Below are 14,269 nucleotides of genomic sequence, written 5' to 3' on the forward strand. Positions count from 1 at the left end.
CGTGCGGGCGCCGCCAGCCCGCTTCGTGTCGAGGTCATCGATCATGACGGTCAGGGCGTCACTCCTGTACTCCGTTCTCGCTACCCCGCCTTCCGGCCATTACCGCGTCACGGCCGCGCTACGCCCGGCCCTGCTTTCCACCCTGTTCGAAGATATCCGGCCGATGTTCCTGTCCGGCCTCGCGAGCGGCTTCGTCGCGGCCGTCGCGCTGGTGCGGCTGCAGCAGACCTGGTGCATCGTGTGGCTGCTCGCCGAGCTCGGCCTGCTGTCCGCACGGGTCGCGATCGCGCGCGCGTATGTCGTGCACCGCGACGCGGGCATCGACTGCGCCGAATTCTGGGCGCTGCGCTACGCGCCGGTGTCGCTCGTCGCGTGCTTCGTGCTCGGCCTCGGCACGATGGCCTGCGTCGAGGCTGTCGACGTCGAGATGGGCACGCTGTCGGTGCTCGTCGCGGGCGGCGTGTTCGGCGGGATCGCGTCGCGCAACTCGGCGCTGCCGCGTCTCGCGATGACGCAGATCACGCTCGGCGTGCTGCCGATCGGCGTCGGCGCGCTGCTCGCCCAGCGCAGCGGCGCGTGGCTGCTGCTGCCGCCGCTGGCGATCTACCTGGTGGCGATGCGCACGGTCGTGCAGCGCCACTACACGGTGCTGGTCGCGCTGATCTCGGAGCGGCAGCGCAATGCGGCGCTCGCCGCGCGCTTCGATGCCGCGCTCACCTACATGCCGCACGGCCTGTGCATGGTCGACCCCGAGGACCGCGTGATCGTCGCGAACCGGCGCACCGCGCAGCTGTTCGGCTCGCCGCGCGAGATCATGCTGAACAGCCCGTTTCCGGACGTCGTCGCGGCGCTCGGCGCGGGCGTGGCCGCGGAGCCGGACGAGACGGAGCTCGCCGCGTACTGCCGCAGCTGGCTGAACCGCGAGCCCGCGCCGCTCGAGCTCACGCTGGCCGACGGGCGGCAGCTCGAGATGACGCGCCACCAGGTGCCGGACGGCAACACGGTGGTGATCGTCGAGGACGTCACGGCCCGCCGCCGCGCGGAGCGGCATATTCGCCACCTTGCACGGCACGACGCGCTGACGGGCCTGCCGAACCGCCACGAGCTGCACGCGGAGCTCAAGCGCATGCTCGCACGGCGCCACGGGCAGGCGATTGGCGTCATGTATCTCGACCTCGACGGCTTCAAGGCGATCAACGACCGGTTCGGCCATCACGCGGGCGACGAGGTGCTGACGCAGGTCGCCGCGCGTCTCGGCGAGACGCTGCCGCCGGGCGAACTGGCCGCGCGCATCGGCGGCGACGAGTTCGTCGTCGTGATCCGCGACACGACGATGCAGGCGTGCTCGCTCCTCGCCGCCCAGATCATCCGGCAGATCTCCGCGCCCTATGTCCTGTCGATCGGCGAGACCGTGACGCTCGGCATCAGCATCGGGATCTCGCTCGACGGCGACGGCGACACGCCCGACGACCTGATCCGGCAGGCCGACAGCGCGCTGTACGACGCGAAGACGTCCGGCAAGGGCAGGTTCCGGTTCTACTCGAACGGCAGCCGGCGCGTCGCGCCCGCGGCCGCGGGCTGACGGCAACGTCAGCCGCCGGCGGTTTCATCCGCGCAGCATTTCACGCGCCGCACACGCGCCGGGCCGCCCGCGTCACGTTACATGTTCCGTAACATCGGCCCGCGCACGCCGCGCAGTTCGCTGCAGAAGGCGGCACGATCGACGCATCGGCGGGGTTTCATGACCTGGCACCGTTATTGCTCCTCATTGGGTAACGAAGAACACGCCCGGGGAGACCATCATGGATACCGTCGAAGTCATCAGCCGCAACGAAGCGATCAACGAAGCCAGCGTGATCGACGGCACGACGCTGATCAGGCGTCTCACGTCGCTTCGCCGTCCCGACCCGCGCGAAGCCGCGTGCGTGACGAATCCGCCGCTCACGGCATATGGCGCGTACCGCCAGGGCGTCGACGACTACGCCGCGCGGCGCGCGAATCCATATCGCGCGGGCAGCCGTTTCTGGGCGCTGTGGGAAGAAGGACGTATCGAGGCTGAAACCGACGGACGTTGACGCCGTGCACGCGGCAGAGCGGCGTCGCACCAGGCGGCGCCGGGCATGGCCGCATGATTGATGCCGTTGTCGGCCCTCACGGCCCGTTTCACCGATGCAACCGCGGGCGTGGCCGGGCAATCTCCCGGCCGATGCCCCGATGCGCGCCGCCCAGCCGTTGCGCCCCCTCCCGCCGCTCCCTGTCTTGACCGATCCCCTCAGGCGCGCAGCCCGCCGCGCCGCGCGATCGCCGTTTCCCGATAAGATGGCGCATCCCTTCGCTCGACGTCCGACCCTCGATCCGAACATGACCGCCACCTTCTCCCCCCGCAACCCGATCCACTGCGAAATCGATCTCGACGCGCCGGGCAAGCATGCCGGCTACCTGCGCCTGCCGCATTCCGTGCACCGTTCCGCGTACGGCTGGCTGCCGATTCCGATCGCGTCGATCCGCAACGGCGACGGGCCGGTCGCGCTGGTGATGGCCGGCAACCACGGCGACGAATACGAAGGCCAGATCGTCGTGTCGCAACTGATGCGCGAGATCGAGCCTGAGATGGTCAACGGCCAGCTGATCCTGCTGCCGATGGCGAACTTTCCCGCGGCGGCCGCGGGCCTGCGCGTGTCGCCGCTCGACGAAGGCAACCTGAACCGCAGCTTCCCCGGCGACCCGGCCGGCACGCCGACGCAGATGATCGCCCACTACATCGAGCACGCGCTGCTGTCCCGCGCGCAGTACCTGGTCGACCTGCATTCGGGCGGCAGCTCGCTGCTGTACCACGGCGGCAACATGCTCGCGATCGATCCGCTCGACGCGGACGAGGCCGCCCGCCTCAACGGGCTGCTGGCCGCGTTCGGGCTGCCGAACGCGCTGCTGCATGCGCCGAATCCCGTGCATTCGGCGTCGGCCGCGCGGCGGCAAGGCGCGATCTCGATCGTCACGGAACTGGGCGGCGCGGGCATGGCCGACCCGGCGCTGATCCGGCTCGGCCGCCACGGCCTGCTGCACTACCTCGGCTACATCGGCCTGCTGCGCGGCGCGCTGGTACCCGACGCGCCGCCGGCCGTCACGCGCTTCATGCGCGTCGACGGCGATCGTCACTTCGTCTACGCGTACGAGCAGGGTCTCTATGAACCGCTCGTCGAACTCGGCGACCAGGTGCGCGCCGGCCAGCCGGCCGCGTGGGTACACTTCCCCGACACGCCGCTGCGCGAGCCCGTGCTGCACCGTTTCGCGGGCGACGGCGAGGTGGTCTGCAAGCGGGTGCCCGCGCAGGTGCGGCGCGGCGACTGCCTGTTCCAGCTCGCGGAGCCGACCGCCGCGCCGGCCTGACGCGCGGGCGCCGCGTTTCACCGATCCCCTCTGATTCCCCGCCCCCGCCCGGCCGTCTTCCACGCGCCGGGCAACGCTGTGCGTCCCGCCGCGCATCGCGCGCCACGTGAAAGTCTTCTGACGCGCGCGACGAAATCCTTATCGAAATTCCTTCGTTCGCCCCGGTTCGCGCGGGCGGTAACGTGTTCGTCACAGCAGCGGCCGCTCGCATGCGTCGCAGGACCTGCGTTCGCCGCTATCGAAACGAACAGCGCGCCGCGATAACGGCAAGGCCGCACGCCCGAGCGTCGACCTGCCTGCCCGCGTCGCGCGCACTCGCGCCGCCCATCGCCATGACCGACCGCATCATCGACACCACGCCGCTCGACGTCCGCGCCCAGCCGCTGATCGACGCGCTGATCGACGAATACGCGACCCGCTACCACGCGTACCGCCCCGACAGCCTCGGTTCGGCCCGCGAGGAGCTGGCGCGCTACCCGGCCGAGCGGTTCGCGCCGCCGGAGGGCGCGTTCGTGCTGCTGCTGCGCGACGGCGAGACGATCGGCGGCGGCGCGTTCAAGCGCTACGACGCGCACACGGCCGAGCTGAAGCGCATCTGGACGCATGCGGACCTGCGCCGCCAGGGGCTCGCGCGCCGCATCGTCGAGGCGCTCGAGGTGCGCGCCGCGCAACAGGGTTATCAGCGCGTCTACCTGACCACGGGCTTTCGCCAGCCGGAGGCGTGGGCGCTCTACGATCGTACGGGCTACACGCGCCTGTTCGATTCGTCGATCGATCCCTTCGCGTATTTTCATCTGCCGTTCGGCAAGGACCTCGTCGAGCCGTCGCGCACGACGACGCTCGCCGATCTGTGGGCGCCCGAGCCGGCGCTGCCGCGCTGAGCCGGCCTTCCGTTTTCCACCCTCGACACCCATCCCCGGATCCGACCGATACAGGACGCCTACATGCAACGAGCCGCACCCATCGTTTCCCATGCGCTGCGCGCGCTGAGCGCCGCGCTGATCGGCCTGACGGCCGTCGCCGCCACGGCCGCGACGTTCGACCTGAGCCCCGAGCAGCGCGGCCGCCCGCGCGCGTCCACCGACCCGGCCGTGGTGGCCGCGGTGCCGGCCTCGTTCAAGTTTGCGGAGCCGGACACGCTGACCATCGGCATCGCGCCGAGCCTGCCGCCGATCAGCACCTACGCGACCGACGCGCGCACGGTGGTCGGCTTCGACGCCGACGTCAGCCAGCTCGCGGCCGACAGCCTCGGGCGCAAGCTTAAGATCGTCGCGCTCGCGTGGCCCGACTGGCCGCTCGCGCTCGCGTCGGGCAAGGTCGACGCGGTGATCTCGAACGTCACCGTCACCGAGGAGCGCAAGCAGAAGCTCGATTTCTCGACGTACCGCCGCGACCTGGTCGGCTTCTACGTGCGCAACGACAGCAAGATCACGGCGATCCGCGAGCCGAAGGACGTCGCGGGGCTGCGCATCGTGACCGACGCGGGCACCAACCAGGAGAAGATCCTGCTCGAGTGGGACCGCCAGAACGTCGCGCAGGGGCTCAAGCCGGTCGCCGTCCAGTACTACGACGACCAGGCGATGCGGATCGTCGCGGTGCAGTCGGGCCGCGCCGACGCCGTGCTGAGCGTGAACTCGGTGCTCGCGTACCAGAGCGCGCAGCAGGGCAAGACGCGGCTCGTCGGCGCGATCAGCGGCGGCTGGCCGCGCACCGCCGACATCGCGATCGCGACGCGCAAGGGCAGCGGCCTCGCCGAGCCGCTGACGCTCGCGCTGAACGGGCTCATCCACAACGGCCGCTATCGGCAGGTGCTCGAGCGCTGGAACCTCGGTTCCGAGGCGATCGACCAGTCGCGCACCAATCCGCCGGGCCTGCCGAAGACCTGATCCCCCACGCCCCCTCACCCCACGCCACGCAGGAGCGCCGTTCGACATGGCCTATTCGCTTTCATTGCTGGACAAGAGCCCGATCGCCGACGGCACGAGCGCGGCCGATGCGCTGCGCGCGACCGTCACGCTCGCTCAGCGCGCCGAGCAGCTCGGCTACCGACGATTCTGGGTGGCCGAGCATCACGGCGCGCCGGGCTTCGCGAGCTCCGCGCCGGAGATCGTCGTCGCGCACCTGCTCGCGCATACGTCGCGCATCCGCGTCGGCTCGGGCGGCGTGATGCTGCAGCACTACAGCCCGTTCAAGGTCGCCGAGACCTTCAAGCTGCTGGCGTCGCTCGCGCCGGGCCGCGTCGATCTCGGCATCGGCAAGGCGCCCGGCGGGCTGCCGCTCACCACCCGCGCGCTGCAGTGGATTCACGACAAGGCGAAAAAGCCCGGCTTCGCCACCCAGCTCGAGGAACTCGACGCGTTCCTCGGCTGGGGCGTGGCCGAGGATCACCCGCTCGCGGGCGCGCTCGCGATGCCGGCGCCGCCGCAGCCGCCGGAGCGCATCCTGCTCGGCGGCTCGCCGGACAGCGCCGAGCTCGCCGCGCGCCACGGCTGGCGCTTCTGCTACGCGGGCCATTTCAACGGCGACGAGGCGAACATCGAACGCTCGCTCGACGCGTATCGCAGCGCCGGCGGCGTGCGGCCGCTGGTCGCGCTGTATGCGGTGGCCGCGCCGACCCGCGACGAGGCCGAGCAGCTGATCGGGCCGCTGCGGATCTTCAAGCTGCAGATCGCGGGCGGCCAGAGCTTCAACCTCGGCAGCGCGCAGGCAGCGGCCGACTTCGCGCGGCAGAGCGGCGCGACCGACTACCGGATCGACGAGCTGCGCCCGACCGTGCTCGCCGACACGCCCGACCAGGTGCATCGCGCGCTCGACGCGCTGAGCCGGCGGCTCGACGTCGACGAGTTCGTGGTCGATTCGCCGCTGACCGACTATGCGGCGCGGCTCGCGTCGGTCGAACGGCTCGGCGGCGCGCTGTCGACTGCGCCCGCGCGCGCGGCCGGTTCTTCCCTTTTCCCAGAAACCAACCCGTGACCCGCCCATGACCCGACGATCCATCCCCTTCGGCCTGATGCTGCAAGGCGCCGGCAGCCACATGAACGCGTGGCGCCACCCGAGCAACCCGCCGGACGCCAGCATCAACCTCGACTTCGTCACCGGCATCGCGCGCAAGGCCGAGGCCCACGGCATCGCGTTCGCGTTCGTCGCGGACGGCCTGTACATCAACGAGAAGTCGATTCCGCACTTCCTGAACCGCTTCGAGCCGATCACGGTGCTGTCCGCGCTCGCGGCCGCGACGCGCAAGATCGGCCTGGCCGGCACGATCTCGACGTCGTACAGCGAGCCGTTCACGGTCGCGCGCCAGCTCGCGTCGCTCGACGTGATCAGCGGCGGCCGCGCGGGCTGGAACGTCGTGACGACGCCGCTCGAAGGCACCGCGAAGAACTTCGGCAAGGCGCATCCGGACCACGAGCTGCGCTACGAGATCGCCGACGAATACCTGAGCGTCGTGCAGGGGCTGTGGGACAGCTGGGACGACGACGCGTTCATCCGCGACCGTGCCAGCGGCCAGTTCTTCGCGCGCGACCGGCTCCATACGCTCGATCACAACGGCCGCTTCTTCCAGGTCGCGGGGCCGCTGAACATCCAGCGCTCGCCGCAGGGGCAGCCGGTGATCTTCCAGGCCGGCTCGTCCGACGCGGGGATCGGGCTCGCGGGCAAGTACGCGGACGCGGTGTTCACGCATTCGCCGTCGCTCGACGACACGCGCGCGTTCACGCAGCGCGTGAAGCAGAGCGCGGTCGAGCACGGCCGCCGCGCCGACGACGTGAAGGTGTTCCCGGGCATCGGGCCGATCGTCGGGCGCACCGCCGCCGAAGCCGAGGAGAAGTACCAGGCGATTCGCGACCTGCTGACGATCGACGAGGCGCTCGCGTTCCTCGGCCGCTTCTTCGATCACCACGACTTCACGCAATACCCGCTCGATGCGCCGTTCCCCGAGCTCGGCGAGGTCGGCCGCAACAGCTTCCGCTCGGTCACCGACCGGATCAAGGCCGATGCGAAGCGGCACGGCTGGACGCTGCGCGATACCGCGCTCGCGGTCGCGACGCCGCGGCCGAATTTCATCGGCACCCCCGAGCACGTCGCCGACGAGCTGATCCGCTGGATCGACGCGGGCGCGGCCGACGGTTTCATCCTCGGTTTCGCGGTGCAGGCGCAGGGCGTCGACGATTTCTTCGAGCTCGTGCTGCCGGTGCTGGAGGCGCGCGGCCGCTACAGCCGCGAGCTGCCGGGGCACACGCTGCGCGATCACCTCGGCCTGCCGCGCAAGGCGAGCCGCCATGCGACGGCCGCCGCGCCGCGCGCGCCGGCCGAAACCGCGCAGGCCTGACGCCCGGCCCGCCGGCGCTACCGACCGACTCGAGGAACCGCAACGACATGAGCGACACCACCCACCTCCACGGCGCGCTGCCGCCGCTTTCTCCCGCCGCCGCGCGCGATGCCGGCTCACGCTTGCGGGTCGTGCCCGCGCGGCATCGCGCGAGCACGGCCGGCACCGCGCTCGCGGTCGTGCTGATCGGGCTCGTGGCCTATTCGCTGCTCGGCAATCCGCAATGGGGCTGGCCGGTGTTCGCGGAATGGTTCTTCGCGCCGCCGGTGCTGTCGGGGCTGGCCCGCACGCTGCTGCTGACGGCGCTCGGCGCGGTGTTCGGCCTCGTGCTCGGCGGGTTCGTCGCGCTGGCGCGGCTGTCGCGCTCGCGGCTGCTGGCGGCGAGCGCGTGGGCGTTCATCTGGCTGTTCCGCTCGATCCCGCTGATCGTGCTGCTGCTGATCCTGAACAACCTCGGCTACCTGTACGAGCACGTGCGGCTCGGCGTGCCACTGACCGGCATCACGTTCGTCGACATCGCGACGACCGACCTGATCAGCCCGTTCCTCGCGGCGGTGCTCGGCCTGTCGCTGCACCATGCGGCGTTTTCCGCCGAGGTGATTCGCGGCGGCATCCTCGCGGTCGACCAGGGCCAGCTCGAGGCCGCGGCGGCGCTCGGCCTGCCGCGCGCGCACCAGACGACGCGCATCGTGCTGCCGCAGGCGATGCGCGCGATCCTGCCGACCGCGTTCAACGACCTGATCATGCTCGCGAAAGGCACGTCGATGGTGTACGTGCTCGCAATGCCCGAGCTGTTCTATACGGTGCAGGTGATCTACCGGCGCAATCTCGAGGTGATTCCGCTGCTGATGGTCGCGACCGTCTGGTATCTGATCATCCTCACCGTGCTGTCGGCGATCCAGGTGCAGATCGAGCGGCACTATGCGCGCGGCGCGCTGCGCAATCCGCCGCCGTCCGCCGTCACCTTCGTGCTGGAACGGCTGCGGGCGGCCTGGCGGCGTGCCGGGGTTCGCCGCACGGCCGCAGCTGCGGCGGCCGTGGCGGCCGGCGACGACACGCCCGCGCCGCGTGCGGGCGGCGAGATCGCCGTGCACGCGGTGTCGAAGCAGTTCGGCACGCAGCGCGTGCTCGACCGCGTGTCGTTCGTCGCGCCGCGCGGCAGTGTGACGGTGATCGTCGGGCCGTCGGGCTCGGGCAAGTCGACGCTGCTGCGTGCGATCAACCATCTGGAGCGCGTCGACGACGGCTTCATCGACATCGACGGCGAACTGGTCGGCTACCGCCGCGACGGCGACACGCTCTACGAGCTGAAGGAGCGCGACGTGCTGAAGCGCCGCATCGACGTCGGCATGGTGTTCCAGAACTTCAACCTGTTCCCGCACCTGACCGTGCTCGAGAACCTCGTCGAGGCGCCGGTCGCCGTCGGCGGCGTGACCCGCGCGGCCGCCGAGCGCAGCGCGCGCGCGCTGCTCGCGCGCGTCGGGCTCGCCGACAAGGCCGACGCGTATCCGCGCCAGTTGTCCGGCGGCCAGCAGCAGCGCGTCGCGATCGCGCGGGCGCTCGCGCTGCGGCCGAAGGTGCTGCTGTTCGACGAGCCGACCTCCGCGCTCGACCCGGAGCTCGTCAACGAAGTGCTCGACGTGATCAAGGAGCTGGCCCGCTCCGGCACGACGCTCGTGATCGTCACGCACGAGATCGGCTTCGCGCGCGAAGTCGCGGACAACGTGCTGTTCATGGAGCGCGGCCGCATCGTCGAGGCGGGGCCGCCGGCGATCGTGCTCGACGCGCCGGCGCATCCGCGCACGCGCGAATTCCTGTCGCGGGTGCTTTGACGCCCGCCCGCCTGCCCTGCCGGACCCGATACGCGACCGATACGCGAGACTCGCACCGATGATCGACCGACGCCTGTTCATGACGGCCGCCCTCGCCGCGGCCGCCGGCCTGCCGCTGCGCACGGCGCTTGCCACCGCCGCGATAGCGGATCTCGACCCGCGCCAGGCGGGCCGCGTGCGCGCGCCGCGCGATGCGGAAGCGATCCGCGCGGCGAGCGGCTACCGCTGGGTGCGCGACGGCGCGTTCACGGTGGCGATTGCGCCGCATGCACCGCCGCTCTCGACCTACGCGACCGACGCGCGCACCGTGGTGGGCGCCGATCCCGACTATGCGCAGCTGGTGGCCGACGCGCTCGGCCGCACGCTCGTGCTGGTGCCGGTCGCGTGGGCCGACTGGCCGCTGGGCCTGAGCTCGGGCAAGTACGACGCGGTGATCTCCAACGTCGGCGTGACCGAAAAGCGCAAGGAAAAATACGATTTCACGACCTACCGGCTCGGGCTGCACGGCTTCTACGTGCGCACCGCGAGCCCGATCGCGAAGATCGCCGAGCCGAAGGACGTGGCCGGGCTGCGCATCATCACGGGCGCGGGCACGAGCCAGGAGCGGATCCTGCTCGAATGGAGCCGGCGCAACGTCGCGCAGGGGCTCAAGGCGACCGAGCTGCAGTATTTCGACGACGACGCGGCCGCGCGCATCGCGCTGCTGTCGGGGCGCGCCGATGCGGTGCTGAACCCGAACGCGCAGCTCGCGTACGACGCGGCGCGCGACGGCCGGCTGCGGCGTGTCGGCCTCGTCAACGCGGGCTGGCCGGCGAACGCGGACGTCGCGATCGCGACGCGCAAGGGCAGCGGCCTGGCCGACGCGCTGACGCTCGCGACCAACACGCTGATCGCGAACGGCCGTTATGGGCAGGCGCTCGCGCGCTGGGGCCTGCAGAGCGAGGCCGTGGCGCGCGCGGAGACGAATCCGCCGGGGTTGCCGGCGTTTTGACGGGCGGGCGCATCGCCGCGCCCGCTTGGTTTATGCGGGGATCGCCGCGCCCTGCCGGTCAAGCTCGGCGATATGCGCGTGGATCGCCGGAATCAGCGCGTCGCCATACGCGCGCGCATCGTCGAGCGGATCGAAGCCGCGAATCAGGAACGTCGTCACGCCGAGCCGGTAATACGCGCCGAGCGCGCGGGCGACCTGCTCGGGCGTGCCGACCAGCGCGGTCGAATTCCAGCGCGCGCCGGTCAGGTTCGCGACGCCCATCCACAGCCGCTCGTCGAGCACGTCGCCCTGCGCGGCCGCGGCCATCAGCCGCTGCGATCCGGCGTTCTGCGGCGCGTGGCCCGCGATCGGCTGGCCGTTCGCGAGCCGCGCCGCACGCACGCGCTCGCGGATCGCGTCGGCCTTCGCCCACGCGGCGGCCTCCGTATCCGCGACGATCGGCCGGAACGACACGCTGATGCGCGGCGCACGCCCGTGCAGCGCGGCGACGGCGCGCACCCGTTCGACCTGCTCGCGGATCGACGCGAGCGGTTCGCCCCACGTCATGTACACGTCCGCATGCTGCCCGGCCACCGCCAGCGCGGCCGGCGACGACCCGCCGAAATAGATCGGCACGTGCGGCCGCTGGACGCCCTTCACGAGCGGCGACGCGCCGCGCAGCCGGTAGAACGGGCCGTCGTGATCGACGGGCGCGTCGGCGAGCCAGATCCGCTTCAGCACGTCGAGGTATTCGGCGGTGCGCCGATAGCGCGCGTCGTGCGGCACGAAATCGCCGTCGCGCCGCAGGTCCGCATCGTCGCCGCCCGACACGATGTTGAGCGACAGCCGCCCGCCGCTGAACACGTCGAGCGTCGCGATCTGCCGGGCGGCGGCCGATGGCGCGATCACGCCCGGCCGGTGCGCGAGCAGGATGCGGATCCGCTCGGTTGCGGCGGCCGCGAACGAACTGACGATGAAGCCGTCCGCCGCGTTGCTGAAATGGCCGACCAGGATCTGGTCGAAGCCCGCGGCTTCGTGCGCGTGCGCGAAGCGCCGCACGTAATCGGGCTGCACGGCGGCGCCGCCGGGCACGTCGACTTCCGCGCCGGGCGTCGCGGTGATCATGCCGATGATGTCGACTGGCATGTCGGGATGTCCTTCAGGAAAACGGAATAGGCGCGCGGCTGACGCTGCGCGCGTTCATCGCGCGGCGGCCTTCTGCGCGGGCGCGGCGAACGCGCCGGCATACGAGCGGTCGAGCAGCTTCGCGGTGTCGTACGGGGCCGGGATCACGCCGGCCTTGTGCAGGAAATCGGCGGTGTTCTGCGCGTCCTTCGCGGCCGCGTCGTCGACCGGGCCGACGCGCTGGTGCGCGTCGTTGAGCCAGCGGTACGCGACGTCCGGCTCGAGCTTCGCGCGCTTCGCCCACAGGTCGGCGTATTCGCGCGGATGGCTGTCGACCCATTGGCGCGCGGCCACCACGCGGCGCAGGAAATCGCTGATCTCCGCGCGCTTGCCGGTGGCCGCCTGCTCGTTCGCCGCGACGAAGCTGAGCGCGGGCATCAGCCCCTGCGCGGTGGCGATCGGCCGTGCGCCCTGGCGCAGTGCGAGCGTGCTGACGAACGGCTCCCACAGCGACACCGCGTCCACCGAGCCGTTCGCGAGCGCGTTGGTCGCGTCGATCGGCATCAGGTATGCGTACTTCACCGCGTCGGCGCGCAGGCCCGCGCGTTCGAGCGCGCGCAGCACGAGCTGCTGGCTCCACGCGCCGCGCCACACGGCGATCGTCTTGCCGCTCAGGTCGGCGACCGTGCGCACCGGCGAATTCTTCGGCACGAGGATCGCGACGCCGTCGAGGTTCTGCCGCGACACCGCGACGACCTTCACCGGCGCGCCGCGCGCGGCGAGCGTAAGCAGCGGGGAATCGCCGAGGAAGCCGACGTCGATCGCATTGCCGTTCAGGCTCTCGGCGACCGGCGCGGCCGCCTGGAAGTGCTTCCACTCGATCGTGTAAGGCAGGCCCTCCAGCACGCCGGACGCTTCCATCGAAGCCTGGATGTTGAAGTAGTTCTGTTCACCGACGCGCAGCGTAACGGTGTCTTTGGCGATGCCCGGCTGCGCGGCAAGCGCCAGCACGAGCGCCGTGACGATTCGGCTCAGCAACGTGATCTCCCGGATAGGTGGTCGAATGGGGTTCAGGACCGGAGACGATACGTCGCCGAACTTCATAAGACAAACGCAATATTCTGCTAAGTAAAGATGCGGAAATTTTATGACCCGGGTGCCGCGCCGCGAGGCCGCCGGCCCGCGCATTCGAATCCTTCCTCGACAGATATTTCGCACACGAAATACACCGCGCACTATATTTCGCATGCGAAACAACTCCCGGAACGAGGGCCGCGATGCCATCCCAACCCATCCAGTTTTCCGCCGCCGACGGCTATGCGCTGCACGGCACGCTGTGGTCGCCGGACGCCGCGCCGCGGGCGCTGGTGCTGATCCATCCGGCGACGGCGGTGCCGGAGCGGCTGTATGCCGGCTTCGCGTGCTACCTGACCGAGCGCGGCTTCGCGGCGCTGACCTACAACTATCGCGGCATCGACGCGTCGCGTCCGGCCCGGATGGCGCGCTTGCGCGCCCGCATGCGCGATTGGGTCGACCTCGACGTCGAAGCGGCGACCGCGTGGGGGCGACAGGCGTTCGACAGCGTGCCGCTGCTCGCGGTCGGGCACAGCGTCGGCGGCCATGCGATCGGCCTGAGCGCCGGGTCGCGCCACCTGCGCGCGGCGGTGATGGTCGCGTCGCACGCGGGCAGCACGCGGCTGATCGCGCGGGCGGCCGAGCGCCTGAAGGTGCGGCTGATCCTGCGCGTGTTCGGCCCGCTGCTGTCCGCGCTGCTCGGCTACGTGCCCGGCAAGCGGCTCGGGCTCGGCGAGGATATGCCGGCCGGCGTGTTCCGCGAATGGAGCGGCTGGACCACGCTGCCGCGCTATTTCTTCGACGACCCGACGCTCGGCGCGGCCGAGCGGTTCGCGCAACAGCGGCTGCCGATCCTCGCGCTCGGCTTCGACGACGACCCGTGGGCGAACCCGGTCGCGATCGACCTGCTGGTAAGCTACCTGACGCAGGCGGCCGTCGAACGCCGCCAGATCGATCCGCGCGCCGCCGGCAGCGGGCCGGTCGGGCACATGGGCTTCTTTCGCAGCCGGCCCGGCGCGGTGCTGTGGCCGGGCGTCGCGGACTGGCTTTCTCAGGCGCTCGACGGGCCGCGCGACACGGGCCGCCTCTCTTCCACCACCCCAGCCGGAAACCGAGCTTGAGCGACGAACGACGACTGTTTTTCCTGTTGAACCTCGCGCAGCGGCGCGTGCAGCGCTGGGTCGACCGCCGGGCCGAGACCGATGCGCGCGCAAGCGCCGCGCAGGCCGGCGTGCTCTTTCATCTCGCGAAGCACGACGGCGCGCTCGTCGGCGAAGTCGGCGCGGCGCTGCAGATCGCGCCGTCCGCGATGACGGGCCTCGCCGATCGCATGGCGAAGGCGGGCCTGCTCACGCGCCATCACGATTCGGACGACGGCCGCGCGACCCGCCTGTTCCTCACCGACGACGGCCACGCGGCGCTGAAGCAGGCGCGCGTGCTGTTGCGCGAGCTGAACGGCAAGTTGTGCGACGGGTTCTCGGACGACGAGCTCGATGTGGTCGCGCGCTGGCTCGGCACGATGCAGGCGCGCTTTCCTGTGGAGCGCTGAAC

13 protein-coding genes are annotated in these 14,269 nt (G+C 71.1%); 11 read left to right on the top strand and 2 right to left on the bottom strand.

The features are described from left to right. Window positions 1-43 precede the first annotated feature (43 nt). The 9 genes from ABFO07_RS22310 to ABFO07_RS22350 all read left to right on the top strand — a co-directional run bounded on the left by ABFO07_RS22310 (window position 44) and on the right by ABFO07_RS22350 (window position 10,540). Window positions 44-1,582, top strand: a complete 1,539-nt coding sequence (locus ABFO07_RS22310) for a sensor domain-containing diguanylate cyclase (protein ID WP_059958638.1) — start codon at window positions 44-46, stop codon at window positions 1,580-1,582. 220 nt (window positions 1,583-1,802) lie between these two features. Next, a complete protein-coding gene (locus ABFO07_RS22315) occupies window positions 1,803-2,075 on the top strand; it encodes a hypothetical protein (RefSeq protein WP_059564405.1) in 273 nt (90 codons plus the stop codon). Window positions 2,076-2,361: 286 nt separating this feature from the next. Then, complete coding sequence (locus ABFO07_RS22320) at window positions 2,362-3,387, top strand: succinylglutamate desuccinylase/aspartoacylase family protein (protein ID WP_059805121.1); 1,026 nt, start codon at window positions 2,362-2,364, stop codon at window positions 3,385-3,387. A gap of 326 nt (window positions 3,388-3,713) precedes the next feature. Further along, complete coding sequence (locus ABFO07_RS22325; protein WP_124517183.1) at window positions 3,714-4,268, top strand: GNAT family N-acetyltransferase; 555 nt, start codon at window positions 3,714-3,716, stop codon at window positions 4,266-4,268. A 63-nt stretch (window positions 4,269-4,331) separates the two neighbouring features. After that, window positions 4,332-5,273 carry an ABC transporter substrate-binding protein gene (locus ABFO07_RS22330; RefSeq protein WP_059564402.1) on the top strand — a complete coding sequence of 314 codons (942 nt, stop codon included), beginning with the start codon at window positions 4,332-4,334 and terminating at the stop codon, window positions 5,271-5,273. A 46-nt stretch (window positions 5,274-5,319) separates the two neighbouring features. Next, window positions 5,320-6,360 (top strand): LLM class flavin-dependent oxidoreductase, encoded by a 1,041-nt coding sequence (locus ABFO07_RS22335; RefSeq protein WP_059958635.1) that lies wholly within the window; start codon window positions 5,320-5,322, stop codon window positions 6,358-6,360. Between the two features lie 7 nt (window positions 6,361-6,367). After that, complete coding sequence (locus ABFO07_RS22340) at window positions 6,368-7,717, top strand: LLM class flavin-dependent oxidoreductase (protein ID WP_059984076.1); 1,350 nt, start codon at window positions 6,368-6,370, stop codon at window positions 7,715-7,717. A 47-nt stretch (window positions 7,718-7,764) separates the two neighbouring features. Continuing rightward, window positions 7,765-9,549 (top strand): amino acid ABC transporter permease/ATP-binding protein, encoded by a 1,785-nt coding sequence (locus tag ABFO07_RS22345; RefSeq protein ID WP_081070563.1) that lies wholly within the window; start codon window positions 7,765-7,767, stop codon window positions 9,547-9,549. Between the two features lie 58 nt (window positions 9,550-9,607). Beyond that, window positions 9,608-10,540 carry an ABC transporter substrate-binding protein gene (locus ABFO07_RS22350; RefSeq protein WP_060291679.1) on the top strand — a complete coding sequence of 311 codons (933 nt, stop codon included), beginning with the start codon at window positions 9,608-9,610 and terminating at the stop codon, window positions 10,538-10,540. A gap of 30 nt (window positions 10,541-10,570) precedes the next feature. Here ABFO07_RS22350 and ABFO07_RS22355 read toward each other — a convergent pair whose 3' ends face one another. Together ABFO07_RS22355 and ABFO07_RS22360 are read right to left on the bottom strand one after the other, a co-directional pair. Continuing rightward, a complete protein-coding gene (locus ABFO07_RS22355; RefSeq protein WP_059920059.1) occupies window positions 10,571-11,665 on the bottom strand; it encodes an LLM class flavin-dependent oxidoreductase in 1,095 nt (364 codons plus the stop codon). 54 nt (window positions 11,666-11,719) lie between these two features. Continuing rightward, window positions 11,720-12,682, bottom strand: a complete 963-nt coding sequence (locus ABFO07_RS22360; protein WP_059881173.1) for an ABC transporter substrate-binding protein — start codon at window positions 12,680-12,682, stop codon at window positions 11,720-11,722. A gap of 239 nt (window positions 12,683-12,921) precedes the next feature. Between ABFO07_RS22360 and ABFO07_RS22365 the strand changes: the two genes are divergently transcribed. Next, complete coding sequence (locus tag ABFO07_RS22365) at window positions 12,922-13,839, top strand: alpha/beta hydrolase family protein (RefSeq protein WP_059892973.1); 918 nt, start codon at window positions 12,922-12,924, stop codon at window positions 13,837-13,839. Beyond that, entirely contained in the window at window positions 13,836-14,267 is a 432-nt protein-coding gene (locus ABFO07_RS22370) for a MarR family winged helix-turn-helix transcriptional regulator (protein WP_059564395.1), read from the top strand. The genes ABFO07_RS22365 and ABFO07_RS22370 overlap by 4 nt, the downstream gene beginning before the upstream one ends. Window positions 14,268-14,269: the final 2 nt, after the last annotated feature.

Source organism: Burkholderia stagnalis, from assembly GCF_039848545.1.
GTDB classification, from domain to species: domain Bacteria; phylum Pseudomonadota; class Gammaproteobacteria; order Burkholderiales; family Burkholderiaceae; genus Burkholderia; species Burkholderia stagnalis.